General features: G+C 45.8%; 24 protein-coding genes. 12 read left to right on the forward strand and 12 right to left on the reverse strand.

The window, feature by feature from the left end; all coding sequences use genetic code 11:
* The first annotated feature begins 26 nt into the window (after window positions 1–26).
* Window positions 27–1,430, forward strand: coding sequence for a phosphoglucosamine mutase (gene glmM / locus X939_RS0110035; RefSeq protein WP_025763130.1), 1,404 nt, complete (start codon window positions 27–29; stop codon window positions 1,428–1,430).
* 102 nt (window positions 1,431–1,532) lie between these two features.
* Window positions 1,533–2,663, forward strand: a complete 1,131-nt coding sequence (locus X939_RS0110040) for a cysteine desulfurase family protein (protein WP_025763131.1) — start codon at window positions 1,533–1,535, stop codon at window positions 2,661–2,663.
* Between the two features lie 101 nt (window positions 2,664–2,764).
* On the opposite strand, the gene X939_RS0110045 is transcribed toward X939_RS0110040, so the two are convergent.
* From X939_RS0110045 to X939_RS0110075, 7 genes are all read right to left on the reverse strand, one after another.
* A complete protein-coding gene (locus tag X939_RS0110045; protein ID WP_025763132.1) occupies window positions 2,765–3,346 on the reverse strand; it encodes an NADPH-dependent FMN reductase in 582 nt (193 codons plus the stop codon).
* A gap of 45 nt (window positions 3,347–3,391) precedes the next feature.
* The gene (hemH, locus tag X939_RS0110050) at window positions 3,392–4,453 is read right to left on the reverse strand and encodes a ferrochelatase (protein WP_025763133.1); all 1,062 of its coding nucleotides are present in this window, start codon (window positions 4,451–4,453) and stop codon (window positions 3,392–3,394) included.
* 84 nt (window positions 4,454–4,537) lie between these two features.
* Window positions 4,538–5,488 (reverse strand): N-acetylornithine carbamoyltransferase, encoded by a 951-nt coding sequence (locus X939_RS0110055; RefSeq protein ID WP_025763134.1) that lies wholly within the window; start codon window positions 5,486–5,488, stop codon window positions 4,538–4,540.
* Window positions 5,489–5,659: 171 nt separating this feature from the next.
* Complete coding sequence (locus tag X939_RS0110060) at window positions 5,660–6,814, reverse strand: aspartate aminotransferase family protein (protein WP_025763135.1); 1,155 nt, start codon at window positions 6,812–6,814, stop codon at window positions 5,660–5,662.
* A gap of 30 nt (window positions 6,815–6,844) precedes the next feature.
* Window positions 6,845–7,831 (reverse strand): N-acetyl-gamma-glutamyl-phosphate reductase, encoded by a 987-nt coding sequence (gene argC, locus X939_RS0110065; RefSeq protein WP_025763136.1) that lies wholly within the window; start codon window positions 7,829–7,831, stop codon window positions 6,845–6,847.
* Between the two features lie 101 nt (window positions 7,832–7,932).
* On the reverse strand, window positions 7,933–9,138 hold the full coding sequence (gene argG / locus X939_RS0110070) for an argininosuccinate synthase (RefSeq protein ID WP_025763137.1): 1,206 nt from the start codon (window positions 9,136–9,138) through the stop codon (window positions 7,933–7,935).
* A gap of 133 nt (window positions 9,139–9,271) precedes the next feature.
* Window positions 9,272–9,979, reverse strand: a complete 708-nt coding sequence (locus tag X939_RS0110075) for a GNAT family N-acetyltransferase (protein WP_025763138.1) — start codon at window positions 9,977–9,979, stop codon at window positions 9,272–9,274.
* Between the two features lie 362 nt (window positions 9,980–10,341).
* Here X939_RS0110075 and aat point away from each other — a divergent pair, with 362 nt between their 5' ends.
* The 5 genes from aat (at window position 10,342) to X939_RS0110100 (ending at window position 15,403) form a co-directional block, all read left to right on the forward strand.
* Window positions 10,342–10,977: a leucyl/phenylalanyl-tRNA--protein transferase gene (gene aat / locus X939_RS0110080; protein WP_025763139.1), complete on the forward strand. Its 636-nt coding sequence runs from the start codon at window positions 10,342–10,344 to the stop codon at window positions 10,975–10,977.
* 148 nt (window positions 10,978–11,125) lie between these two features.
* The gene (gene proB, locus X939_RS0110085; protein ID WP_025763141.1) at window positions 11,126–12,157 is read left to right on the forward strand and encodes a glutamate 5-kinase; all 1,032 of its coding nucleotides are present in this window, start codon (window positions 11,126–11,128) and stop codon (window positions 12,155–12,157) included.
* Entirely contained in the window at window positions 12,158–13,405 is a 1,248-nt protein-coding gene (locus tag X939_RS0110090; protein WP_025763142.1) for a glutamate-5-semialdehyde dehydrogenase, read from the forward strand.
* Between the two features lie 39 nt (window positions 13,406–13,444).
* Complete coding sequence (locus X939_RS0110095) at window positions 13,445–14,542, forward strand: M20 family metallo-hydrolase (RefSeq protein WP_025763143.1); 1,098 nt, start codon at window positions 13,445–13,447, stop codon at window positions 14,540–14,542.
* Between the two features lie 33 nt (window positions 14,543–14,575).
* Window positions 14,576–15,403 (forward strand): enoyl-CoA hydratase/isomerase family protein, encoded by an 828-nt coding sequence (locus X939_RS0110100; RefSeq protein ID WP_025763144.1) that lies wholly within the window; start codon window positions 14,576–14,578, stop codon window positions 15,401–15,403.
* A gap of 13 nt (window positions 15,404–15,416) precedes the next feature.
* Here X939_RS0110100 and X939_RS0110105 read toward each other — a convergent pair whose 3' ends face one another.
* The 3 genes from X939_RS0110105 to X939_RS0110115 form a co-directional block, all read right to left on the reverse strand.
* The gene (locus tag X939_RS0110105; RefSeq protein WP_025763145.1) at window positions 15,417–16,979 is read right to left on the reverse strand and encodes an Rne/Rng family ribonuclease; all 1,563 of its coding nucleotides are present in this window, start codon (window positions 16,977–16,979) and stop codon (window positions 15,417–15,419) included.
* Between the two features lie 266 nt (window positions 16,980–17,245).
* Window positions 17,246–18,085, reverse strand: a complete 840-nt coding sequence (locus tag X939_RS0110110; protein ID WP_025763146.1) for a tetratricopeptide repeat protein — start codon at window positions 18,083–18,085, stop codon at window positions 17,246–17,248.
* A 29-nt stretch (window positions 18,086–18,114) separates the two neighbouring features.
* A complete protein-coding gene (locus X939_RS0110115) occupies window positions 18,115–18,420 on the reverse strand; it encodes an HU family DNA-binding protein (RefSeq protein ID WP_025763147.1) in 306 nt (101 codons plus the stop codon).
* 151 nt (window positions 18,421–18,571) lie between these two features.
* Here X939_RS0110115 and mutY point away from each other — a divergent pair, with 151 nt between their 5' ends.
* From mutY to guaB, 4 genes are all read left to right on the forward strand, one after another.
* Window positions 18,572–19,675, forward strand: a complete 1,104-nt coding sequence (gene mutY / locus X939_RS0110120) for an A/G-specific adenine glycosylase (RefSeq protein WP_044198903.1) — start codon at window positions 18,572–18,574, stop codon at window positions 19,673–19,675.
* 209 nt (window positions 19,676–19,884) lie between these two features.
* Window positions 19,885–20,343: a single-stranded DNA-binding protein gene (locus tag X939_RS0110125; RefSeq protein WP_025763149.1), complete on the forward strand. Its 459-nt coding sequence runs from the start codon at window positions 19,885–19,887 to the stop codon at window positions 20,341–20,343.
* Between the two features lie 243 nt (window positions 20,344–20,586).
* Window positions 20,587–21,891 carry a transporter associated domain-containing protein gene (locus tag X939_RS0110130; protein ID WP_025763150.1) on the forward strand — a complete coding sequence of 435 codons (1,305 nt, stop codon included), beginning with the start codon at window positions 20,587–20,589 and terminating at the stop codon, window positions 21,889–21,891.
* A gap of 146 nt (window positions 21,892–22,037) precedes the next feature.
* The gene (guaB, locus tag X939_RS0110135; protein WP_025763151.1) at window positions 22,038–23,510 is read left to right on the forward strand and encodes an IMP dehydrogenase; all 1,473 of its coding nucleotides are present in this window, start codon (window positions 22,038–22,040) and stop codon (window positions 23,508–23,510) included.
* Window positions 23,511–23,582: 72 nt separating this feature from the next.
* Here guaB and X939_RS0110140 read toward each other — a convergent pair whose 3' ends face one another.
* Entirely contained in the window at window positions 23,583–24,242 is a 660-nt protein-coding gene (locus X939_RS0110140) for a VTT domain-containing protein (RefSeq protein ID WP_025763152.1), read from the reverse strand.
* 62 nt (window positions 24,243–24,304) lie between these two features.
* Window positions 24,305–25,096 carry a phosphosulfolactate synthase gene (locus X939_RS0110145; protein WP_025763153.1) on the reverse strand — a complete coding sequence of 264 codons (792 nt, stop codon included), beginning with the start codon at window positions 25,094–25,096 and terminating at the stop codon, window positions 24,305–24,307.
* Window positions 25,097–25,263: 167 nt separating this feature from the next.
* Between X939_RS0110145 and X939_RS0110150 the strand changes: the two genes are divergently transcribed.
* Window positions 25,264–25,761: a PaaI family thioesterase gene (locus X939_RS0110150; protein WP_025763154.1), complete on the forward strand. Its 498-nt coding sequence runs from the start codon at window positions 25,264–25,266 to the stop codon at window positions 25,759–25,761.
* Window positions 25,762–25,763: the final 2 nt, after the last annotated feature.

Here is a 25,763-nt window from a genome sequence, read left to right on the forward strand (position 1 = left end):
GAAAATTAAAGTGTAAAATTAGCACCGTGACGTTAATCAAATCTATCTCAGGGATAAGAGGAATTGTGGGAGGAAAAACGGGCGACGCCTTGACTCCGATCGATATTGTGAAATTTACAGCTGCCTATGGTACCTGGCTGCGTCGCACGAATCCAGATAATTTAAAGGTGATTCTGGGGAGAGATGCCCGCCTTTCAGGCCCGATGGTAAGTAAATTGGTGATTGGTACCCTACAGGGCGTGGGTCTGAATGTAGTAGATTTAAACCTTTCGACTACTCCGACCGTAGAGCTAGCCGTAGAAATGGAGCAGGCCGCCGGAGGGATTATCCTTACCGCCAGCCATAATCCTATTCAGTGGAATGCCTTGAAGCTTCTTAATCATCGGGGTGAATTTATTTCTGAAGCCGATGGAGCCGAAGTTCTCCGAATTGCTGAAGAAGAGGATTTTATCTTTGTAGATGTAAAAAAGCTGGGGACCTATCAGCAAGACGATACCTATATTCAGAAACATATTGAACATGTTCTGGCCTTGGAACTGGTGGACACAGAGGCCATTGCCGCGGCAAACTTCAAAATTGTCGTCGATGCCGTCAATTCTACTGGTGGCATCGCTGTACCGATGTTGCTGCAAGCTTTAGGGGTAAATCCTGATCAGATAAAACTGCTTAATTGTGATCCTACCGGTAATTTTGCGCATAATCCAGAGCCCCTTCCCGAGCATTTAAGGGAAATTAGCCAGGAATTGGAACATGGTTCTTACAACCTGGGTATCGTGGTAGACCCCGATGTGGATCGCCTTGCTTTGATGTGCGAAGATGGTTCTCCTTTCGGAGAAGAATATACCCTGGTAGCAGTCGCAGATTTTGTGCTGAAAAATAAAGTAGGTAACACGGTTTCTAACCTGTCGTCTACAGCAGCACTGAAAGATGTAACCCTCAAGGCAGGAGGCGCTTATTTTGCTTCAGCTGTTGGAGAGGTAAATGTAGTAAATACCATGAAGGCCAATAATGCCATCATAGGTGGAGAAGGTAATGGTGGAATTATCTATCCTGAAAGTCACTATGGTCGTGACGCTCTGGTGGGTATAGCCTTGTTTCTGACTTCCCTTGCTAAGTTTGGTAAGTCTGTTTCGGTGCTTCGAAAGTCTTTTCCGAGCTACTATATCTCTAAAAATAAAATCGAACTTACTCCAGACATTAACGTGGATTATATCCTGTCACGGATTCAGAGCAAGTATGCCAAGCAGCCCATCAATACCATCGATGGGGTACGCATAGAGTTCGATCGGGAGTGGGTACACCTTCGCAAGTCGAATACCGAACCTATTATCCGAATCTATTCGGAGTCGGAAACCCATACTACCGCTAGTAGCCTGGCCAATAAGATAATTCAGGATATCAAAGAAATACTGTCCGAGCCCAGAAGTTAAGCCTGTTGGTGCTATCGGATTACCTATAAAAGACAGATGATGCACCCGTGTTTCATCTGTTTTTGTTTTACAACGATTTCATTTTAACATAGATAATTTTCTATGAACGCCTATTTTGATAATGCCGCCACCACACCCCTCGATCCGGAGGTACTGGAGGCCATGTTGCCCATTATGAAGGATCAGTTTGGTAACCCTTCATCCATTCATTCCTATGGCCGTAAGGTACGTTCAGTTTTAGAGCGTGCACGTAAAAGCATCGCTGCCATTCTTAACGCTGCTCCCGCTGAAATATTCTTTACATCGGGAGGTACTGAAGCGGATAATACGGCGATTTTGTCCAGCGTAGCAACCTTTGGACTGACCAGAGCGATTACCTCCAGGCTGGAGCACCATGCCGTGTTGCATACTTTGGAGTTTTTGGCCAAGGCCGGTCAGATTACCCTTCAATTCGTGAAAACAGATGAAATGGGCCAGGTAGATCTGTCAGATCTCGAACGTCTGCTCGCCGGACAGCCTCGCACCTTAGTATCTCTGATGCATGGAAATAATGAGCTGGGAAACTTACTCAATATCGAAGAAGCCGGAGAGATCTGTGCTCGCCATCAAGCCATATTTCACTGCGATACCGTGCAGACCATGGGGCATTACCCTCATGATCTGCAAGCCTTAAAAACCCATTTTATTGTGGGGTCGGCACATAAATTCCACGGCCCTAAGGGAGTTGGATTCTTGTATATGAGCCCGGAAGCCAAACTTAATCCTTTTATACATGGGGGGGCTCAGGAACGGAATATGCGTGGTGGGACCGAAAATGTTTATGGGATCGTGGGAATGGCTAAGGCTTTAGAGATCGCCTACCGGGATATGGACGCACATCGCAAGCATATTCAAAACCTGAAAGGATATATGATGGAACGACTTGCGCAACGAATCGATGGAGTAAGCTTCAACGGTTTGTCGGCCGACTTAGACAAAAGTTTGTACACGGTATTAAGTGTAAGCCTGCCCGAATCTGATATCAGTGACATGCTTTTGTTCAATTTGGACATAGATGGAATTGCAGTGTCGGGAGGAAGTGCCTGCGCCAGCGGAACCGATGTGGGTTCTCATGTGCTCAACGAGCTTTATCCGGGCTCCCAGCGTGCCAACGTTCGCTTTTCATTCAGTAAGTATAATACCGAGGCTGAGGTAGATTATGCCGTCGAAAAATTGGCTTTGCTGTATCCATAACTGATATAGAATTTCTCATAAAGGGCAACAATTAGCTCCTTATGAGAAATTTCCAATCATGATTAGAGGCAAACTGAAATTCAAATTAAAGATCTGGGACGTTATTCTTTGCCATGCCATTTCCGGGCAATGGTCAAAGAGTAGTCTAAAAACTTCTGGGCCGATTTTTCGTAAAAAGCGTTGCCCAGGCTGGTCCCATCCTCCGCGAGCTGGTTGTGCGTCTCGTGCGATTCCAGGATTAAGGGAGAGATTACCGAATGCTGATTTAGAAAGCTGATTAACTTGCCAAGAATCGTTCCTATTTCGGTGCAAGGGCGTCGGCCGCCACGGCCTCGGGATACGCCGGCAAGAGCGAAAACTTTATTGTCGAAAAGATAGGAGAATTCTTTTTGACCCAGCTGATGCAGGGCGTTAATGAGCTCCCCACTGGTGATCCAGTTGTATTCGGGAATCACAAAGATCACCATTTCGGCCTCCTTCCAGAGGTCTATGAGACCCGACTGAAATTCGGTAAGTTCCGTGGCCTTTAAACTCGATCTTCCGACCATGGGGATGTCGATCTCCTCAAAATTAGCTATGCGTATCTGATGATCACTATCGGCCAGGCAATGGGCCATATATTTGGCTACTTTTAAGGAGTTGCTTCCACGGCGGGGTGAGGTCGAAATAATGGTTATTTTCATGATGGTGCCGATTTACAGTGTGTTGATGAATTTTAAAATTTATTATCAGGCATGCTTTACCAGATCTACCAGAGTTTCAATCCAGATATCGCTATCGTTCAGGCTTTCTACCAGTTGCCAGTGCTCACCTCCATTTTCTTCGAAAAGCTCCTTATACTCGTCACCTACCTCAATGGTGGTTTCCAGGCAGTCGGCGACGAAGCTGGGTGAAAATGCTAATACGCTTTTGATACCTTTCGCCGTGAGCTGGGGGATTACATCATCAGTATAGGGCTTTATCCAGGGTGTTTTGCCCAGTCTCGACTGAAAACAGGTCGTGTATTCTCCTTCTTTCAGTCCCAGCCCTTTTACCAATAACCGAGTAGTCTCGAAACATTGAGCCCTATAGCAATGCTGATTACGATGGTTGAGTACATCGCAACAGCTTCCAAACTGGCATTGCTGATGGGTGACATCACCCTTGGTAATCTGACGTTCGGGCAGGCCATGATAGCTGAAAACGAAATGATCATATTTCCTCATCGCCATATACTTCTTACCCAGATTTACGAAACCTTCCACAAATTTCGGATGGTCCAGAAAGCGATTGACGAAGCGTAATTCGGGGAGTACTTCCCAGTCTTTCACCTGCTCCATCACCATTTTGTATACCGAGCCAGTAGAAGCCGAGGCATACTGCGGGAAGAAAGGGATGACGATGATATCAGTAAAACATTCTTTACGTAGCTCCTGCAGGGCAGCAGGGATGCTAGGGCTCTGATAGCGCATGGCCAGTTTTACCACATAACGTTCACCCAGTGCCTTCTGTAATTTTTCTTCCACGGCATAGCCGTAAATTTTCAGAGGAGAGCCCTCTGGTAGCCATAACTCTTTATATACTTTAGCCGATTTAGGCGCTCTGAATGGCGCTATGATCAGGTTAATTAATAACCAGCGATTGAGGTAGGGTATGTCTATCACCCGCTCATCCATCAGGAATTCACGGAGATATTTTCTTACATCCGGAACCGAGGGGCTGTCCGGTGTTCCCAGGTTGACAATAAGTACACCGGTTTTGCGTATGGATTCAACATTACTGGTTGCAGAAGTTTCCAAAGAATCAAGCATGTTAATGAATATTGCAGGGCTTAGTCAGCCCCTGTTTTTTAGAACGTTGACATATAAATTGTGGGGTGGAGGGCAATCCTGTTCTTACTTCATACCGATTAGTATTTCGCGCAGAGCCGCCTGCGCCGACCATTCCCGGTTGGCAGCTTGCTCAATTACCAATGAACGAGGGCCATCCAGAACTTCGTCGGCAACCTTCATGTTGCGGCGAAGGGGTAAACAGTGCATGAATTTTCCGTTGTCGGTTAGTGCCATTTTCGCTTCCGTAATCATCCAGCTAGGGTCGCTGTTCAGTACCTGCCCATAAGGCTCAAATGATGACCAGTTTTTGCCATAGACAAAGTCTGCCCCTTCCAAAGCTTTGTTCTGATCGTAGATAACCTGACCTTTACCCACGAACTCTGGAGAAAGATCGTAACCTTTGGGGTGGGTGACTACTAGCTCGACGTCAGCATGGTTCATCCATTCGCAGAAAGAATTGGCCACGGCCTGAGGGAGAGGTTTGAAGTGAGGAAGCCAGGTAAGAACCACTTTTGGGCGCTCCTTAAGCTTAAATTCTTCGATGGTGATGCAGTCTGCCAATGATTGCAGAGGGTGCCTTGTAGCCGATTCAAGGTTTACTATGGGCACACCAGCATATTTTTTAAATTGTTGAAACACGATTTCCTGATAATCCTTCTCCCGGTCGGTAAGTGAGGCAAAAGATCGGATACCGATGATGTCGCAGTAGCTGCCGATAACGGCGGCCGCCTCTTTAACATGCTCGGCCTTATCTCCATTCATCACCACACCTTCTTCCATTTCTAATCCCCAGCCATCCTGGCCTACATTCATCGTTATCACATTAAGACCCAGGTTTTGAGCTGCTTTTTGGGTGCTGATACGCGTGCGTAAGCTTGAGTTGAAAAACAACAATCCAATGGTTTTATTTTTACCAAGTTCTTGATCTCCAAAAGGATTTCTTTTGGCAACAATTCCACTGGTAATGAGTTGGCTAAGGTCGGTGACGTCCTCGAAGGATAAAAAATGTTTCATTTATATGTTTCGTGTTTAACGCAGGTCAGGCCTGTATAATTATGCTCTGTAAGGTTTTGACTGTAGTTACTACAAATTTTAGACCTTTACAGTTGCTCAATGTTTCGGTTTTTTATAAAAGCACCTGCCTACATTCCTATTGTGTTGGTAGTAGACAGGTGAGGGGGTTTTTTATACCTCTTTAAGCTCCGACTGCTGGAAGGTTTTCAGGCAAGACCTGTAGGCCTCTAAGAATTGATCTGCCTCCTTCTGGCTGATGGCCAGGGAAGGGAGCAGGCGCAGGGTATATGCCCCGGCGACACCCGTAAAAATATGATGTTCGAATAAAAGTTTATTACGCAATTCTTTCACCGGGAAATCAAACTCTATACCAATCATGAGCCCACGCCCCCGCAGATCCTTATAACCTCCGAGTTCCTCGATTTCATGAAATAAATACGCTCCTATCTTTGTAGCATTGTCCAGGAGTTGTTCGTCTTTCATAATGTCCAGTACCGCTATGCCCGCCGCACATGCGAGATGGTTGCCCCCGAAAGTGGTACCGAGCAGACCGAAGCTCGCCTTGAACTGGGGAGCAATCAGCACACCCGCTATCGGGAAGCCATTACCCATTCCTTTGGCCATGGTCATCATATCGGGGTGGATGCCACTGAACTGATGCGAAAAAAACTTTCCCGTTCTTCCATACCCACATTGAACACTGTCGAGAATTAAGGCGGCTCCTGTCTCATCGCATCTTTTGCGAAGAGCCTGTAAAAATTCGTCGCTACATACCTGTATGCCTCCCACACCTTGAATGCCTTCCACAATTACGGCGGCTACCTCTTCGGTAATCCCGGCTTGTAAGGCTTCGATATCATTGAAGGGGAGGAAACTTACGTGCTCATTATAGTTCACCGGTGCCACGATGGAGGGGTTGTCCGTAGCTGCAACAGCTCCGGCCGTACGACCATGAAAGGCCTTGGTAAACGCAACTACTTTTTTACGTCCGGTATGGAAAGAGGCAAGTTTTAATGCATTTTCGTTGGCCTCGGCCCCTGAGTTGCATAAAAATAACTTGTAGTCGGGGTAGCCAGAAAGTGTCCCAAGCTTAGTAGCCAGTTCCTCCTGTTGTGGGATCTGGACGGAATTGGAATAAAAACTGATTTTGGAGAGTTGCTCAGTAAGTCGGGCCACATAATCGGGGTGGCAATGACCGACCGAAATTACGGCATGGCCCCCATACATATCCAGGTATTCAATACCATTTTGGTCCCATAGGTAGCTTCCCTGTGCCTTAACTGGCTCTATATCGTAGAGTGGATAGACTTCAAATAAATGTGACATAACTTAACGCTGGTTTGAGATATATGGCTGTTAAAACGACGGGGCTTTCAATCGAAGTCCTGCATCTTCGGGAAGTCCGAAAAGCAGATTCATATTCTGTACTGCCTGCCCGGAGGCACCCTTGGTGAGGTTGTCGATAATGCTGGTAACCAAAAGCTGTCCCTGATGAACGTCCAGGTGCAAAAGGCATTTGTTGGTATTTACCACCTGTTTCAGGTCTATAGGTGCCTCACTTACATGGGTAAAAGGATGCTGGGCATAATAATGTTGGTACATGGCCTTGGCCTCCTCCAATGTGCCCGAATAGGGCGTATAAACATTGGCCATGATTCCTCGGGTAAAGTCTCCACGATAAGGGACAAAATGAATGGCACCATCGAACCCAGGATGCAGCAGGGTCCAGCTCATACGAATCTCCTTCAGATGCTGGTGGGTAAAGGCCTTATAGATAGACATATTATTATTACGCCAGGAGAAATGCGTGGTAGGGCTAAGGGCCTGGCCAGCGCCGGTACTTCCGGTTATTGCGCTGATATGAACATCCGACGTAAGCTGCTGACTCTGAGCCAAGGGTAACAAGGCCAGTTCAATACTGGTGGCGAAACATCCTGGATTGGCTATCCGGTCTGCCTCTATTATCCTGTCACGTTGCAATTCAGGAAGTCCGTATACAAACTCCCCGGACTCATCCCGGAAGTCGGTACTTAGGTCGATTACCTTCAGGCCAGCAGGAAGGTCATGCTGAGCCAGGAATTTTTGAGATTCTCCATGCCCTGAACAAAGAAAGATGGCATTCAGGTTGGTCAGCTGCAATAACTCCTGGGTGCTTTCTCCTGAGAAGTGTAGGTCTGTATCGCCTAACAGATCGGTGTGGGTAGCATATACTGGTTTCCCTGCCTGACTCTTGCTATGGGCAAAAGTGATGGCTACATGGGGGTGATGAATAAGGATACGCAGCAATTCGCCGCCGGTATATCCAGCGGCCCCTATGATGCCTATGTTAATTTTAGAGTTCATATCGGTTCTTTTCCTGCTATACGGCCTCGTTCGCCGATGGCAATTTTAGGGATGAGAGCGGGTGTTGAGCGCCCGCCCTCCTTGTTTTATGGGTTACTAAGTTATGCTTTAGAAGCGGACTCAGTTACCTGCTGATAGATCATAGACTGGTTAGAAGCAACTTTGGAGAAACCTCTTACGTCGTCACCTGTCCAGGCATTATTCATTTCTCCATAGCTGCCAAATTGTGCCGACATCAAATCGTAGGGTGACTCTATGCCTTCCACATGGAAACGATAAGGAGCCAGGTGAACGATTGCCGTACCCGTAACATGGGCTTGAGTGTCGGCCAGGAAGGTCTCAATATTACGCATCACTGGCTCTACGAACTGCCCTTTGTGAAGCATAGTGCCATAAGAGTTGGCCAATTGTTCTTTCCAGTAAAGCTGTTGTTCGGATAGGACATGTTTTTCAAGGGTATGATGAGCCTTGATAATGATCAGGGGGGCGGCCGCTTCGAACCCTACCCGTCCTTTAATTCCAATGATGGTATCACCCACGTGGATATCCCGACCGATTCCAAAGGGTTGAGCAATTGCGGCTATCGCCTGAATCACTTCTACTGCCGAGCCATACTTCTTGCCATTCAAGCCAGTAAGTTCTCCCTTTACGAAGTCAATACGCAAGGTTTCGGGAGTGGTTTTGGTAACGGGAGTAGGCCATGCGTCTTCGGGTAAGTATTGGTCCGAGGTAAGGGTTTCCTTACCCCCTACTGAAGTTCCCCAGAGGCCTTTATTGATGCTGTAGGCCGCTTTAGCCCATTCCCGTCCTACGCCCTTTTTGGTCAGGTATTCGATTTCAGCCTCTCTGGATAGCTTCAGATCGCGAATAGGGGTAATGATTTCGGCTTCTGGGATAATGATCCGGAAAGCCATGTCAAAGCGTACCTGGTCGTTTCCGGCACCTGTACTGCCGTGGGCAATGGCATTGGCTCCTATCTCTTTGGCATATTCTGCCACGGCCACCGCCTGAAACATCCGTTCAGCACTTACTGATAAGGGGTAGGTATTGTTTTTAAGGACATTGCCAAATATAAGATACTTGATGCAGTCGTTATAATAGGACTCTGTTTTGATGATTGTACTGTGCTTTTTTACTCCAAGGGCATAAGCGTTGGCTTCAATAGTTTTCAGTTCTTCATCGGAAAAGCCCCCCGTATCCACCAGCACGGAATAGATTTCATAGCCTCTATCTTCGGCAAGGTACTTAACACAAAAAGAGGTATCCAATCCTCCACTAAACGCAAGAACTACTTTTGGCTTTGACATTATGGGTAAAATATGATGTTAAAAGTTTCGATTCTAAAATACAAAGTAACGAAAAATACCTCGCAAGGGCTTAAAAAAGCGGCCGGGCGAGGTATTCTAAGATTAAATAATCTGTTTTATAAATATCAAGTACTTAGTGTACGAGTATAGCCCCGGCATTTTTCTTTTTTGCACGCTCCTCCCTTCGCAATAATATGCTACGTTTTATGCGCATCCAACGCTCATAAAGGCTGGACTCTTTTAAGAAATCCCAAGAGTCACTCTCTTTCTTTACAGTCGTTTTTTTATGGTCTTCCGGATTGTACATCATTCCGGTACATAGGCAATGCTTCTTACCCGTACGGGTAAGAACATCGTAGTTTACGCAACTCGCACAACCTTTCCAGAAAGATTCATCGGCCGGAAGCTCACTAAAAGTTACAGGTTCGTAGCCCAGATCAGAATTGATCTTCATGACAGGAAGACTGGTAGTAATACCGATAATCTTGGCATTCGGATATTTTTTGCGTGACAGCTCAAAGGCCTTTTCTTTAATGGCTTTGGCCATGCCACTATTACGGAAATTGGGATGAACAATCAGGCCTGAGTTGGCTACAAATTTACCATGCTCCCAGGTTTCTATATAACAAAAACCTACCCATTCACCCTCATTAGTGGTGGCAATAATCGCTTTTCCCTCCACCATTTTCTCCATAATATATACTGGAGAACGCTTGGCGATACCAGTACCTCGCTTTTTTGCACTCTCTTCCATCTCTGCACATATAATCTCTGCAAAAGAAAGGTGGTCTTCACTGGCTGTTTGAACGATATATTTGGGGACTACTTCAGTATTTTTCATGGATCATTATTCTGATAAAAATCGGAACAAAATTAAATATACCCAGAACGGAAACGATGGGACGTCTGTAACTAAATTGTAAAGCTTGGGAGGAAAAACATTTGCCACATAGGCAAAATAAGATTATACGGTCCGGCAGGACCTAAATCGGAAAGGTGTAGTATGAAAAACAGTATGTATGCCGTTGTTATTCATGTACTTGTTAACGTGTAAGAAGATGCAAATCTTGCACAAATATTATTTACTACAAAGGAACAGATGAATTATTTTTCTGGTTCAATTTATATTGAAAAATTGCGACCCGTAAATATTCCCCTTATCCGGCAGTTAAGACGTATCCGGCCGGCAGTGGTCACCAAGTTATGAATGAAGAAAGTAAGCAATTCAGCGAAGACGATCTGTTATATGGATATATCAATGGGATATTTCCAATGGCCGATCCGGATGGAACCATTTATTGGTATGCCCCGGATCCCCGAGCCATCATTCCTATTGAACTTTATAAACCTGCAAAATCGCTAAGACCCGTTTTGAACCGGGAAGCATTCGAAATCCGGGTAAACACCTCGTTTGAGTCGGTAATGCGTGGTTGCGCCCTACCTCGCCAAGCGAAAGGGGTTGATGCATCGGAGGGAACCTGGATATCCGAAGAGATTATAGCAATTTATACTCGTCTTCATAAACTGGGCTATGCTCATAGTGTAGAAGCCTGGCAGGACGACCGGCTCGTGGGCGGACTCTATGGGGTTTCCATCAACGGAGCTTTCTTTGGTGAATCGATGTTTACTATCGTCAGTAATGCCTCCAAGGTGGCCTTTCACTATCTTATCGCCATCCTAAAAGCCAATGACTTCGCCTTGCTCGATACCCAGTTTATGAATGAGAACGTGCGGCGCTATGGAGCCGTAGAAATTTCAAAAGATACTTATATGAAGAAACTTAACCGGGCTTTGAAGCTGCGCCGGAGTTTCGATCCTAAAGCTTATTTCGGAGACTAGACCGGGTAATCTGGATTTGCCCCGCCCGGATGGATGCGGGTTTCATATAAAACGGTACTTTTGTAAGGCCATATAATCATTTGTGAATCCGCAGGTCGCTATGTTAGGTATTCGTGGCAATATAGGACCTGAACAATAGAAATTGAACGTGTCAAAACCAATACTAGTCCTTAAGTTCGGAACTGCGTCGATTACCCTGCCCTCGGGAGAGCCCGATACCCGGGTAATTGCCGAGATCGCCCGGCAGGTTTCAAGTTTGCATAAGCAGTATCGCGTCATCATCGTTTCATCGGGTGCCGTAGGAGCCGGGAAAGCTCAGATTAAACGATATAAAGGAACTATGATCCAGCGTAAAGCCGCAGCCTCAGTGGGAAACCCCCTGTTGGTAGGGCTATATGCCACTTTTTTTGCCCCATTTAAAATTCATATTGCCCAAAGCCTCTGTGAACGCCAGCACTTTGCCAATCGGGCGAAGTTCTTGCAGCTGAAACAGACCTTCGAAGAATTATGGCGTAGTGACATCATTCCTATTGTAAATGAAAATGACGTGATCAGCGATCGCGAACTTAAGTTTTCGGATAATGATGAACTTGCTACCTTATTAGCTGTGGGCTTTGGTGCCGAAACGCTCATGTTTTGTACCTCCGTGGGAGGGCTGCTGGATGGTTCTAGCCAGATTCTGCCAAAAGTATCGAATGTCAACGAGGTATTTAAATTCGTCAGAACTGACAAGTCTTTCCTGGGGCTCGGAGGTATGGCGTCCAAGCTTACTTTTGCCAAATTAGCCTCCAGGATGGGTATAAAAGTGGTGATTTTTGGAATGAACCAGCCCGATGAGATTCTTAAAGGCTTGAAAGGAGAGGCAGGCACCTTCTTCGAACCCGGTCAGAGTAATCTGTCGGCACGTAACCGATGGCTGGGAAGTGGGGGGCTGGTATCTGGCTATCTGACGGTAGACGAAGGAGCGGGAAAGGCCTTGCTTAAACGTAAAAGCCTATTGGCTGTAGGAGTCCTGGAAGTATTTGGCGCTTTCGAAGCAGGAGAGATTATAGAAATTTATTCTGCAGGGCAGGAGATGATCGCAGTAGCCCGGGCACGAGAAACCTCCCAGGCCATAAAAGAGAATCTAAAGACAAATAATTTTGAAGTGGCGCATGCCAACGATATCGTATTATTATAAATGGAAACTATTTTACCTCTTCTAAAAGACACGCACCAGGCTGCCATTGCGGTGAGAAGGCTCACCGATCAGCAACGTGCCGATCTGCTCTTAGCCCTTGCTGAGAGCCTCCTGGATAACAGCTCAACCATCGTCTCCGAAAACAAAAGGGACCTGGATTTGATGGATGATGCCGACCCTAAAAAGGATAGGCTGCTGCTGAATGACCAACGTGTAAAGGATATGGCCTTGAGCCTTCGTGCTGTAGCCGCTTTGCCCGACCCTACGGGAGAAGTCTTGCTGGAGCGTACCATAGAGCAAGGTCTGGAACTGAAAAAAATAGCCGTACCCTTGGGCGTAGTAGGGGTGATTTATGAATCGCGCCCTAATGTTACGGTGGATGTCGCTGCACTATGCCTTCGTTCGGCGAATGCTTGTGTACTGAAAGGTGGCAAAGAAGCCCAACATAGCAATAGCTGTCTGGTCCAGCTGATTCATGAGGTTTTGGGTAATTTTGGAATTCCTGCAGCGGCAGTACAGCTTCTGCCTACTGGTCGGGAGTTTGTTACCGAACTCCTGAATGCCACCCAGTATGTTGATATTATTATCCCCCGTGGATCGGAAGGGTTGATCAAATATGTCCGTCAGAATTCCCTCGTGCCAACCATTGAAACCGGGGCAGGGGTATGCCATACTTATGTGGATGAGACGGCTGATCTGGAAATGGCAGCCCGCATTGTTATCAATGCCAAGGTTTCCCGCCCCTCAGTATGCAATTCGTTGGATACCGTATTGGTGGATGGGACGGTGGCCCCTATGCTCTTACCAATGCTAACGGAAGCCTTCAAAAAATGGAAGGTGGAGGTGTTTGCCGATGAGGCTGCATATGCTATATTGGCAGAAGCTGGATATGACGATTTGAATAAAGCCACAGAAGCGGATTTTGGAAGAGAGTTTCTGGATTATAAATGCTCGGTAAGAGTAGTGGAGCACCTGGATCAGGCTTTGGAACATATCCGTACCCACTCTTCGAGACATTCTGAAGCAATCGTCTCGAGTGATGCTTCTGCCATTGAACGTTTCCTGAATGAGGTAGACGCTGCTGCGGTTTATGCCAATGCCTCGACTCGCTTTACCGATGGAGGAGTGTTCGCCCTGGGTGCCGAAATAGGAATATCAACCCAAAAACTCCACGCCCGGGGGCCCTTCGCTCTTGAAAAACTGGTGACTGAAAAATGGGTGGTAAGAGGTAATGGACAGATTCGGTAGTCTCACTACCTACTCATCAACGACTAAATTATTAATTTTATGAATTTGGATTCCGACATACAGGCTAAGGTGGATATACTTTCCGGAAAGGCATTAGATCTATTAAAATCACTGATTGAAACCCAGTCTTTTAGCAGAGAAGAAGAAGGTACTGCACAGGTTTTAGAGGGATTTTTTAATGCTCAGCATATTCCATTTAGTAGGAAGAAAAATAATATATGGGCATTTAACAAGCATTTCGATGCCGGCAAACCCACCATATTGCTCAATTCGCACCACGACACGGTAAAGCCCAACGCCTCCTGGACTTTGGATCCCTTCAAAGCCATTATAGCAGATGGAAAGCTTTATGGTTTAGGTAGTAATGATGCAGGGGGCTGTTTAGTCTCGCTGATTGCCACCTTCTGTCATTTCTATCCCCAGGAAGGGATGGCATATAATATTGTTATGGCTGCGACAGCAGAAGAGGAAATCTCAGGGAAAGAGGGTTTAGAAATAGTAGTTCCCGAATTGCCCGAAATTTCCTTTGCCATCGTGGGGGAGCCTACGGAAATGCATTTGGCTGTAGCCGAGAAAGGGTTATTGGTGCTGGATTGTACGGCCCGGGGCCGGTCGGGACATGCTGCCCGTGACGAAGGTGAGAATGCGATTTATAAGGCTTTAAAAGACATTCACTGGCTTACCAGCTATCAGTTCCCTAAAGTGTCGCCCACCTTAGGACCCGTTAAGATGTCGGTGACCATGATTCAGGCTGGCACGCAGCATAATGTGGTGCCCGATCAGTGTAGCTTTACCATCGACGTAAGGGCTACTGACCAATATACCCTGGAGGAAATTATTGAGGAGATTGAAGCGCATATTGAATCGGAGATTTCTCCCCGATCTATTCGGCTGCGTCCTTCGAGTATCCCAATGGATCACCCTATTGTAAAAGCCGGGGTTGCCATGGGAAGGGATACCTACGGTTCGCCTACCACCTCCGACCAGGCCTTGCTGGATTGCCCTTCCTTGAAGATGGGGCCTGGCCATTCGGGACGATCACATAGTGCCGACGAATTTATCTATTTGCACGAAATACCTGCAGGTATCCATCAGTATATCAAAATGCTTGAAAAAGTGGTGCTTCCTACAGCATAGGTGCCACGTTCATCTTATAAAACAATCTGTCTTATGCGATTCTATAGCGAAGAAGATACTGCCAGTTTCGACGCCGTTACTTTCAGGTTTATACAAACTCATCTGGACGGACATGTGTTTCGTATAGTGCTTAACAGGCCCGAGAAACGAAATGCTTTTACTCTCACTATGGCTGAGGAAATTGCCTATGCGCTGGCTTATGCCCATTATTCTAAGGAAGTCCGCTGTCTGTTGCTATCGGCTCGAGGTCCCGTTTTTTGCGCAGGAGCCGATCTGAATGCCTTTCATGATCCGGCTTCCGATTTAGTGAATCCTACCTTGCCTAGACCCTCCGAAACGGTGCGATTGGGCGATGCCTTTGCAGGGTTGCTAAAGCCGTCGATAGCTCAGGTGGAAGGGGCTGTATTGGCAGGGGGATTCCTAATGATCTGTGGCTGTACATTCGTTATCAGTGTGCCTGAGGCTCAGTATAGTCTTCCAGAAGTAAAGCGTGGAATCTGGCCCATGCAGGTAATGGCTTCCTTAGATGGTTTGATATCCGGGCGGAAAATAATGGAAATGGCCATTACGGGGCGGGCATATAGCGCTGCTGAAGCCTTGGAAATGGGCCTTATTACCCAGGTGGTAACCCATACAGAAATACAGGACACAGCAGAGGAATTAGCGAAGCTCATAACCTCGCAGGCTCCCCTAGCTATTCAGGAAGGAATGCGTGCTTATGCTGATCTGCATGAGATGCCATCGGCCGAGAGGCAAGGTATGCTGCAACAAAGGTTGAATACCTTACTGTTATCTGCCGATGCAAAGGAGGGTGTAAGGGCCTTCAGAGAAAAACGGCGGCCCGAATGGAAAGGGGAATGAATGGGGAAACTAGCTAGCTCCCCGGTATGATTTCTATTTCTTCACCATACTGATTGTGGAACTTGAAGTCGACTACTCCGAAGGAGGAATCCTTCATTAGGGTCACCCAAGTCTTGTATTTAAAGAACCATTTCACCTGTTCCGAAATTAGCCCCTTTGTAAAGTAAGCGTACAGGAACGGATGTAATGAAATAGTAATCTTTTTTTCGTTTTGCTTGGAAAGCATATAGTCTACATTATTGGCAATAATGTCGGATACCAGGATGCTGGCCTGTATGTTTCCACTGCCACCACAGGTAGGGCAAACCTCCCGGGTTACAATGTTCATTTCCGGTCTTACCCGCTGACGGGTGATCTGCATTAAACCGAATTTAGACAGGGGAAGGACAGTGAATTTAGAGCGCTCACCCTTCATCTCGGTACGCATGGTATCGAAAAGAATGCGTTTGTTCTCGGCCTTCTTCATGTCAATAAAATCGATCACGATAATGCCACCCATGTCTCTCAGCCTAAGCTGACGGGCTACTTCTTTCGCCGCTTCGATATTAACACTTAAAGCCGTGGCTTCCTGATCTTCCTCCGAATTGGACTTATTGCCACTATTTACATCGATAACATGCAGGGCTTCGGTATGTTCAATAATCAGGTAACCACCATTCGGTAGGCTTACCGACCGTCCAAATAGAGATTTGATCTGCTTTTCGAGACCAAATTGCTCGAAAATTTTATTTTTGCCGTTATGAAGCTTTAGAATATTTTCCTTATCGGGAGCGATATTATGAATATAAGCCTTTATATCGTCATACACATCTTTAGAGTCGACGGTGATGCTATCAAAAGACTCATTGAGCATATCTCTAATAATGGAAGAAGCTCTGTTCATTTCTCCGATTATCCGATCGCGGGGTTTGGCCTCTCTTAGGTTCTTGATCCCATTTTCCCATTTTTCCAGACAGTCCTGCAAATCCTTGTTAAGATCGTCTACGTCGGTGCCCTGAGCAACGGTACGGATGATCACCCCAAAATTGGCAGGTTTGATAGAAGAAAGCAGTTTTTGAAGACGTTGCCTTTCCTGTTTATCGGTAATCTTTTTGGAAAGATTGACAGAGTTGGAAAAAGGAACCAGGACGATGTAACGCCCGGCAATAGAAATATCGCAGGATAGGCGAGGGCCTTTAGTAGAAATAGGCTCCTTTACAATTTGTACCAGAATAGGTTGGTTGCGAGAGAGTACCTTGTCGATTTTGCCAAGTTTTTCTATTTCCGGCTCCATCTTGAAGTTATTCAGTTTCCCTGAATTTACCCGTTTGGCGATGGTATCCTTGGTAAGCTTGTTAAGCGAGTTGATGTTGGGGCCCAGATCCAGGTAATGCAGAAAAGCATCCTTTTCGAAACCTACGTCAACAAAGGCCGCATTGAGGCCCGATACCAGTTTACGCACAGTACCAAGGTAGATATCCCCTACAGTAAAGTTCTGATCTGGTACTTCGACGTGATATTCTAATAGACGTTTATCCTGCAAAAGGGCAATACGTTCTCCCTTTTGAGTAGAATTGATAAGTAATTCGTTACTCAATGTAAAACCAACCTAATGGCCGTGTAAAGTTAAACTTAGTATCCCGCGCGACAACTAAGCCGGGATATAAACTGAATGGTGTAAAATAAAATCTATGGTCGGAAATGGCATAGCTCAGGTCCGACCATAGATATATTATTTCTTCTTATGTCTGTTTTTTCTTAGACGTTTTTTTCTCTTGTGAGTGGAGATCTTATGTCTCTTCCTTTTCTTTCCGCAAGGCATATTATTATTGGTTATAATAAATTAATTGTTTTTTACTTCACTTATTGGTTAAGTCTCCCCTCCAGTTCTGCAATTGCTTGCTGAATAATAGGGTCCTTCTCCTCTTTTTTTACTTCTGAAAGTACTTTTCGTGCTTCGTCATTTTTACCCAACTCCACCAAAGACAGCCCAAGATAGAACTTTGCTTTGGTATTTGAAGGATTATTCGTTAGAATCTGACGAAAACGATCCGTAGCTTTAGCATATTGGTTCGAACGCATCGACAAGATGCCCAGATTAAATAGGGCCAGCTCGTTAGTAGGATCGTTGTCCAATACCTCACGTAACATCATGATACCCTGCATAGGGTTAGGCGTATTTACGTAAGTCATGGCCATATTGGCCTTGGCCGTTAGCAAACCAGGATTCAAATCTAAGGCTTTCTTATAATATTCCCGCGTCTTTTGACCCAGGTTTTTTGCTTTCTGTTCGTCTACGGCAAAACCATAAGCGTCGTAATAACGGTCTCCCGTACGCATATGGTTCTCTACTCCCGGGGCAATTAAGCTGGCTTGTTCAGCATAATACGCCGCACTATCAAATTTTTGTAAACCCCTGAACTGGTCAGAAAGTTTGATGCCCGCCAAGGCTTTCTCTTGATCCACAGCCTTTTGGAAACTGTTTCGTAACTGGTCTACAATTGCTTGCTGCTCAGCGGATAACTTGGCTCCATCATGGCTGTTGGGAGCTGCTGCTGCGGAGGAGGCAGGCTCTTCCGCAGCAGTGGACTCCTGGGTCTCCATCTCGCCTGCCTTGTTGTTGACAACCACTTTAGGTAAACTATACAGCGTACCCGCTAGGCCTACAGCTAAAACACAGGATATGAGAATGGATTTGTTCATGATTTTAAATTAAAAGTCAATAATAGGAATTACTTCTCTACTACTTCCTTCATTTTTGCGCTTTCTTTTACTTGCTCTACAAAAACTTTTGCAGGTTTGAAACTTGGTACAAAGTGTTCATCGATGATCATAGAAGTACCCTTCGAAATGTTACGCGCAACTTTGCGAGCACGTTTCTTATTGATGAAACTTCCAAACCCTCTTACATAAAGATTTTCACCTTCAGAAAGCGAATCCTTTACAACGGTGAAAAACGATTCTAGCGTTTGTTGAACATCGCCCTTCTCTACGCCTGTTTTCTCAGAAATTTGTGCGATTACGTCTGCCTTGGTCACTTTGATAGTTTACTTTAAGTGGATATTATTTCTTGTATTTTTTTGTTCCTCCATTTTTTTGGGAACACAAAGGTACGCTAATTTTACCGTAATTTAAAAGGTTGGCGTTTTCATTTTTTTTCTAATTGGTTATAAAACAGCGTATATCGAAATGACTGAGGATGACATGGATAAGGTTGAGGTACTGTGTTTTAACAAAATATTAAGTAAATGGTATATCCAAAATGCCCGTGACTTGTTATGGCGAAGTACCAGGGATCCATATAAAATATGGTTATCTGAAGTAATCCTCCAACAGACACGGGTTGTGCAGGGCACTCCATACTATGTGAAATTCACCAGCAACTATCCCACGGTTTACGATTTGGCGGCTGCTCCGCTTCAGGAAGTACTTCGGCTTTGGCAGGGCTTGGGCTATTACTCCCGGGCCCGGAACTTGCATGCCTCCGCGCGCATGGTGGTTGAGGAATATGGAGGTGAATTCCCCCGGACAGCCAGGGAATTGGTGAAGCTCAAAGGACTGGGAGCTTATACTGCCGCCGCTATTGCCTCCTTCGCATTCGATGAGCCTGTCCCGGCTATCGATGGAAATGTTTATAGGGTAATGGCCCGGATATTCGGAATAGAGACCGATATTCTAAGCCCCGCCGCTAAAAAGGAATTCTTTTCCCTGGGGCAAACGCTGATTTCTCAGGACGATCCGGCCACCTATAATCAGGCCATGATCGAATTTGGCGCACTGCAATGCGTGCCCGTGGCTCCCAACTGTGAGGTTTGTGTGTTTAAGGCACGTTGCTTCGCCTATGCACATCAGGCTCAGGACCGGCTTCCGGTCAAGGCCAAAAAAATCAAGGCCCGGTCGCGTTATCTGAATTACTTTATCCTGTATAATGGCCAGCGGATCGCCCTGAAGGAGCGGGTAGGGAAGGGTATCTGGAACGGACTGTATGATTTCTATGAAATCGAAACCCAGGAGCCTCATGGGCAGTTAGAAGATTTTGCAGAGTCCTATGGCTTGAATCATCTGCTTCGGGGAGGAGTGGTTGAGCCGGTCGACAAGGCCTTCGTTCATCTGTTGACGCATCAGAAACTTCATGTCCGTTTTTGGAAGGTCGATTTTGGTCAGCAAGCTCTTCCTGCCTTACCTGAAGCTTACGGTGTTTTCGACTTGGATCGCGTCGGGAGCCTTCCCAAGCCCATTTTGATCGATCAGGTATTAAGGCAGGAAGGTTTTCTGGAGCAGGATGAAGAATAGGAGGATCCCGTTTCAATTTTTCCTCTCATATTGGAATCCGTACAAACAAAGTTTAAATTTGTATAGATAGCGGTTAAAAAGAGCTGGGCTTCGCATGATATTTTTGCCAGGAGTCAGTCTGGGGCCGGCTAATCCTTCGAAGCAGGGTTCTGGCCCGGAAATAATTATATCGGATATAAATCATTAATTAATCAAAATCGACAAACATCATGGCCGGAAGTGTTAATAAAGTCATATTAATCGGTAATCTGGGCGCTGACCCGGAGGTCCGGTATCTGGAAAGTGGATCTGCCGTGGCAAAATTCAATATTGCCACCACAGAAAGTTATACCAATAAAAGCGGAGAAAGGGTGGAAAATACAGAATGGCACCGTATCGAGCTTTGGGAGGGTTTGGCAAAGGTAGCGGAGAAATATCTTAAAAAAGGTAATCAGGTATATATAGAAGGGCGAATTCGTACCGATAACTGGACCGATAAAGAGGGGCAGCAGCGCTATGGTACCACCATTCGGGCCAACAGTATGACCCTTTTGGGTAGTGCCCCCGGTGGAGGTGGGGAAGCGGGAAGTGGAGCTTCTGCCCCTAGAGCAGCCCAGTCGCCGCGGCAGCAGGATGCCGTTCCCCCCACGATGGCATCTGGAAATGATGACGATGATTTGCCATTCTAAATTTTAAACCAAATACCTTCATGGAATTAAAAGCCTGTCTATGCCTAGGGGGATAGTCAGGCTTTTTTATTCGGTGATCGCCAAACGGATGGACTAACATTAAGGAAATTTTAAGGAATTAATTTAAATTGGTGATAACAAGTATGGAATAGTGAAACTTTTTATCGTACTTTAAGTTAGACTAGAGAGGCTGGATAATAGCCAGGTTCGAAAGTCTTATTATAAACGAATTGATCTATATTAGTGAACGAAGATCCAGATACAGAAGACCCCCTTTCCCGAAGGCGTACGCCCGCCGCAAGTACGCTTTTATGGACTCTAGGATATGCCCCCGCTATTGATTTTGTGGCGATATATGAGGTGGGGATAATCCTGCTACTCCTATTATTTTCCTTATTTTTCTCAGGACTTCGTGCGGCCTATGCTACTGCTGGAGCCATGGAGAATCCATGGGACAAAAAGGATGAAGAATCTAATTTGCTGCCCGATGAAGTTCAGCAGCTCACTTTGTCGATATTACAACGCGGATTTACGATACTCGGTCTTCTGTTGGCCTCGATCTTTATCTGGCGAAGCTTTACTGAGGGGTCTGATCCGCGGGTGGTCTGGGGCGCTGTGGGCTGTCTTATTCTTTGGTTATGGCTGGACACGGTCTCCCGTTATCTGGTAGCTCGCAATGCCACCAATATAATATCTCAACTTTCAGGCATATCCAAGTTTTTGTTTATGCTCCTAAAGCCCTTTACAGGTGCCGTATTATCGCTGAGCTATTCCTTAGGCATATTAGAACGTAAGGGGTCGGAGTTGAATCTGGATCGGCTGGAAGGCAAGTCCGAAAGTGAGGAAGAGTCTGAGTTGCTTCGAGGGCTGGCCAATTTCAGGCAGACCATAGCCCGCAAAGCCATGCAGGCAAGGGTGAATATAACCGCCTTCGATATCGACCTTAATTTCCACGAACTAATGGATCGCATCAATAAATCAGGCTATTCCCGGGTTCCGGTCTATCGCGACGACCTGGATCATGTAGAAGGTATTTTGAATGTGAAGGATTTATTGCCTCATATTAATAATGATGAACATTTTCAATGGCAGAAATTATTAAGACCGGTTTATTTTATTCCCGAAAGCAAGCGCCTTGACGACCTGATGAAAGAGTTTCAAAATCGGCGGGTTCATATGGCCATCGTAGTCGACGAATATGGAGGCACTGGGGGAGTCATTACCCTTGAGGATATTATCGAAGAGATCTTTGGTGACATCAACGATGAGTACGACGAGGATGATTCTGTGAATTATACCCAGGTAGACAATAATACCTATGTTTTCGAAGGTAAGGTTCTCATTAGTGACTTATGTCGGATCCTGAATTTGGAAACCGATTATTTCGACGATGTACGTGGTAATAATGAGTCCCTGGCCGGTCTTCTGCTGGAGTTATTTTCACGTTTACCTCTTACAGGAGAAATTGCTACGCATCGCAATATCACCTTTAAAGTACAATCTGCCGATAAGCGTAGAATTAAAAAGGTACGGGTTCTGGTCACATAATTTGTTGAGGTAGTCCTAAATCAGCCGGGGGCAGGTTCTTTCAGGAGGTTTGCAGAAAAATAAATTTAGCGGAAAAGTCCAAATGGTTTTATTTCCTGCAAACTTCTTTTTAATTTTGCCCCGCAAATAACAATAGATTATTTGCTATGAGCACAGACCAATCCAAAGTCCTCTTCGAGGCTCTTACTTACGACGACGTTCTTCTTATTCCGGGTTATTCCGAGGTTTTGCCAAGAGACACTTCAACCAAAACAAAGCTTACCAAAAACATTGAATTAAATATTCCGCTTATTTCCGCTGCTATGGATACGGTAACGGAATCGGATCTGGCAATTGCCATGGCCCAGGAAGGTGGAATTGGTATTATTCACAAAAACATGTCCCTAGAAGCACAAGCTGACCAGGTACGTAAGGTGAAGCGGTCTGAAAGTGGCATGATTCTCGATCCTATAACCCTTTCCGAAGACGCTACTCTGGGCGACGCCCAGCAGATCATGCGTGAATTTAGAATCGGTGGCATCCCTGTTATCGACGAGACCCATAAGCTAGTAGGGATACTTACCAACCGTGACCTTCGTTTCGAAAAGGATAAGGCCAAGTCGGTGACCAAGATTATGACTAAGGAAAAGCTGATTACAGCCTCTGAAGGACTTTCTCTGGACGATGCCGAGTCTATCCTTCAGGAGTACAAAATCGAAAAACTTCCGATCGTGGACGCCGAATACCGGTTGACAGGGCTGATAACTTACAAGGATATTCTCAAAAGAAAATCGCATCCCAACGCTTGTAAAGACGAATATGGCCGCCTACGGGTAGGTGCCGCTGTGGGTGTCACCCCTGATTTGCTTAAGCGGGTTGAAGCCCTGGTGAAAGCGGGTGTGGACGTGATCAGCCTGGATACGGCTCATGGCCATTCCAAGGGGGTTATCGATGCCCTTAAAAGTATCAAAGAGCGTTTCCCTAAATTGGACGTTATTGCCGGAAACGTGGCAACTGGCGAAGCTGCCCTGGCACTTGCCGAGGCTGGAGCCGATGCCGTAAAAGTAGGTGTGGGGCCTGGTAGTATTTGTACCACCCGTATCATCGCTGGTATAGGGATGCCTCAGTTGTCGGCAGTAATGCTGGCCGCTCAGGCCCTGGAAGGTAGCGGAGTTCCTGTTATTGCCGACGGAGGCGTGCGTTTCTCAGGTGATATGACCAAAGCCATTGCCGGAGGTGCACATACGATCATGATCGGCTCGATGCTGGCGGGTAGCGATGAAGCCCCCGGGGAGATCGTTATCTATGAAGGACGTAAGTTCAAAGCCTATCGGGGTATGGGGTCCGTAGAAGCCATGGAGGACGGTTCCAAAGACCGTTACTTCCAGGATGCTGAGGACGATGTAAAGAAACTCGTTCCGGAAGGTATCGTAGGTCGCGTGCCTTTTAAGGGTAAAGTGTCCGAGATAATTTACCAGATGGTAGGAGGCCTTAAGGCAGGAATGGGATATTGTGGTTCTCAGAATATTGAAGAACTACAGAAAGCCCAATTCGTAAAAATCACGTCGGCTGGAGTTCGTGAAAGCCATCCTCACGATATTATGATCCAAAAAGAAGCCCCTAACTATTCTTCGAAATAGTAGCTTATACATCATAAAAAAATCGGGGTTCGATCTATTCGAACCCCGATTTTTTTTGTCTGTTTATTATAATCAGACAGTTGTCGTTTCAGGTTTTGAAAACTTGCTCTTAAGATATTGGTAAATCATGGGAAGGATAGAGAACCCGATAATACCGAAAATCACTATTTCAAAATTCTTCTTAACAAACTCCATATTTCCGAAGAAGTAACCCAGCAAAGTAAGGGAAGGAACCCATAATATTGCTCCAAGGATACAGAAAAGGATATATTTAGAGTACTTCATGCTTCCTGCTCCCGCTACAAAGGGCGCTACCGTACGCACAATAGGGATGAAACGGGCCATAATTACCGTACTGCCACCATGTTTTTCATAAAACGCTTCGGTACGCTCCAAATATTCCCGTTTCAAAAATAAGATACGTTCTCGTTTTTTTATTTCGGCACCAAACTTGCTTCCCACAAAGTAGTTGAGGTTGTCGCCCAGCAGGGCCGCTACAATCAGAATGATAATGACTAGCCAGACATTCAATGAACCTGTAGAGGCGGCAATAGCTCCGGTGGCGAATAGTAATGAGTCGCCAGGCAGCAGTGGCATTAACACAAATCCGGTTTCTGTAAATACAATGAGGAACAAAATGACATAGGTAAGCGTACCATAGTCCTCTACAATCTGAAACAAATGCTTGTCCAGATGAAGGAAAATGTCAATAAACTGGGTGATAAAATCCATAGCTAATTTATGATTGGTTCGAATAATACGGTGTGTGATGGTTGGAAAGCAAGATTTAATATCTATTTATCGATTTTCCACTTTTGCTTGGTCTTTGCATTCAGGAAATGGTTGAATGTATCGCCACGTAGGCCCAGGCGAATGGTTTCAAGGGGAATAAGCTCATTAGGAGCAATGTTGCCCAGGTTTACATTGGCGCCTAATAGTTTTACAAACCATACCTGCTGCGACTTCTGAGGTGCTTCCCATAGCATCCGATCGAAAGGTATCTGGGTAAGGATCTCCTCCACGAGCCCCTGACGAACCTCTCCACTGGCGCGGAACAGACCAACATTTCCCGATTCACGGGCTTCCCCGATAACCTTCCATGCGCCCGCTTCCAGTTCCGACTTGATCAGCTCGATCCATTTATAGGGTGGGATAATTTTATTTTCATCCTTACTACCTACCTCCGACAAAACAGTTACCTGCTTGGAAAGTGTATGAATAAATTCACACTTTTTTTCCATGGGGAGTTCTATGGATCCGTCCGATACTTCCGCATAGGCTAGATCATATTTATCGAGAAGTTTACGGTAATCGTCAAATTGATTTCTCACTACAAATGCCTCGAAGAGCGTCCCTCCAAAGTAAACGGGAATATTGGCACTTTTGTATACGGCTAGTTTTTCTTCAAGATTGGGGCTTACAAAAGAAGTAGCCCATCCTAGTTTCACAATATCGATATAGGGTGCTGCAGAAGAGATCATGTCCTCCACCTGGCGAACACTGAGTCCCTTGTCCATTACCATGGTGATTCCACTCTCTCGTGGTTGTACGCTACGTTCCGGTACTTGGGATAAGGTAAAATTCATATATTACTATGCTAATTTGGCGCTTCAAAACTCCGGCAAAGGTAATGATAACCTTTAATACGTACCAATAAAATCCTTAAATTTGACACAATACCATGTATTTATCTCAGATAATTACTATTTGAGACAAAGTAGTTTATCTTGTAACTAAATATAATTAACTACCCATGCAACAAGCTAACTCAGAAGTCCAAACTGACGACTCCCGGCTGCGTTTTTTTCAGTCCTTTATAGGCCAAAGCATGAGCCAGAGCATTTCTCCTGTGGGCAGATGGCTGAACGGCACGCTACTGGCAATAGAGCCCGGGGCCATGAAAATGTCCTTTGTTATAGGTCCCGATATGATTAACCCGATGATGGTACTCCATGGAGGGATAGCGGCTACCATCCTCGACGATGTAATCGGGACTATGGTTTATGCCCTGGGGCGTGAACATGCGTATACTTCCGTCAATCTGAACTGCGATTTTTTACATGCTGCCAAATTGGGTGATACCCTAATCGCCCATGCTTTCGTAGTGCGGGCAGGGAGGAATATTATCCATGTAGAGGCTGAACTGGTTGATGAGCAGGGGAAAATAATAGCTAAATGTTCCAGCAATATGATCCAGACTTCGTTGAAAATACCCGCCCTTCCCGTGAACGGAGCCGACAAGAAAAGCTAACT

This window comes from Dyadobacter tibetensis Y620-1, assembly GCF_000566685.1.
Taxonomy (GTDB): domain Bacteria; phylum Bacteroidota; class Bacteroidia; order Cytophagales; family Spirosomataceae; genus Dyadobacter; species Dyadobacter tibetensis.

Coding starts and splice junctions, on each gene's coding strand:
- X939_RS0110040 (WP_025763131.1), top strand. CDS start 1,533: ATGAACGCCTATTTTGATAATGCCGCCACCACACCCCTCGATCCGGAG.
- X939_RS0110045 (WP_025763132.1), bottom strand. CDS start 3,346: ATGAAAATAACCATTATTTCGACCTCACCCCGCCGTGGAAGCAACTCC.
- hemH (WP_025763133.1), bottom strand. CDS start 4,453: ATGCTTGATTCTTTGGAAACTTCTGCAACCAGTAATGTTGAATCCATA.
- X939_RS0110055 (WP_025763134.1), bottom strand. CDS start 5,488: ATGAAACATTTTTTATCCTTCGAGGACGTCACCGACCTTAGCCAACTC.
- X939_RS0110060 (WP_025763135.1), bottom strand. CDS start 6,814: ATGTCACATTTATTTGAAGTCTATCCACTCTACGATATAGAGCCAGTT.
- argC (WP_025763136.1), bottom strand. CDS start 7,831: ATGAACTCTAAAATTAACATAGGCATCATAGGGGCCGCTGGATATACC.
- argG (WP_025763137.1), bottom strand. CDS start 9,138: ATGTCAAAGCCAAAAGTAGTTCTTGCGTTTAGTGGAGGATTGGATACC.
- X939_RS0110075 (WP_025763138.1), bottom strand. CDS start 9,979: ATGAAAAATACTGAAGTAGTCCCCAAATATATCGTTCAAACAGCCAGT.
- aat (WP_025763139.1), top strand. CDS start 10,342: ATGAATGAAGAAAGTAAGCAATTCAGCGAAGACGATCTGTTATATGGA.
- X939_RS0110090 (WP_025763142.1), top strand. CDS start 12,158: ATGGAAACTATTTTACCTCTTCTAAAAGACACGCACCAGGCTGCCATT.
- X939_RS0110095 (WP_025763143.1), top strand. CDS start 13,445: ATGAATTTGGATTCCGACATACAGGCTAAGGTGGATATACTTTCCGGA.
- X939_RS0110100 (WP_025763144.1), top strand. CDS start 14,576: ATGCGATTCTATAGCGAAGAAGATACTGCCAGTTTCGACGCCGTTACT.
- X939_RS0110110 (WP_025763146.1), bottom strand. CDS start 18,085: ATGAACAAATCCATTCTCATATCCTGTGTTTTAGCTGTAGGCCTAGCG.
- mutY (WP_044198903.1), top strand. CDS start 18,572: ATGACTGAGGATGACATGGATAAGGTTGAGGTACTGTGTTTTAACAAA.
- X939_RS0110125 (WP_025763149.1), top strand. CDS start 19,885: ATGGCCGGAAGTGTTAATAAAGTCATATTAATCGGTAATCTGGGCGCT.
- guaB (WP_025763151.1), top strand. CDS start 22,038: ATGAGCACAGACCAATCCAAAGTCCTCTTCGAGGCTCTTACTTACGAC.
- X939_RS0110140 (WP_025763152.1), bottom strand. CDS start 24,242: ATGGATTTTATCACCCAGTTTATTGACATTTTCCTTCATCTGGACAAG.
- X939_RS0110145 (WP_025763153.1), bottom strand. CDS start 25,096: ATGAATTTTACCTTATCCCAAGTACCGGAACGTAGCGTACAACCACGA.
- X939_RS0110150 (WP_025763154.1), top strand. CDS start 25,264: ATGCAACAAGCTAACTCAGAAGTCCAAACTGACGACTCCCGGCTGCGT.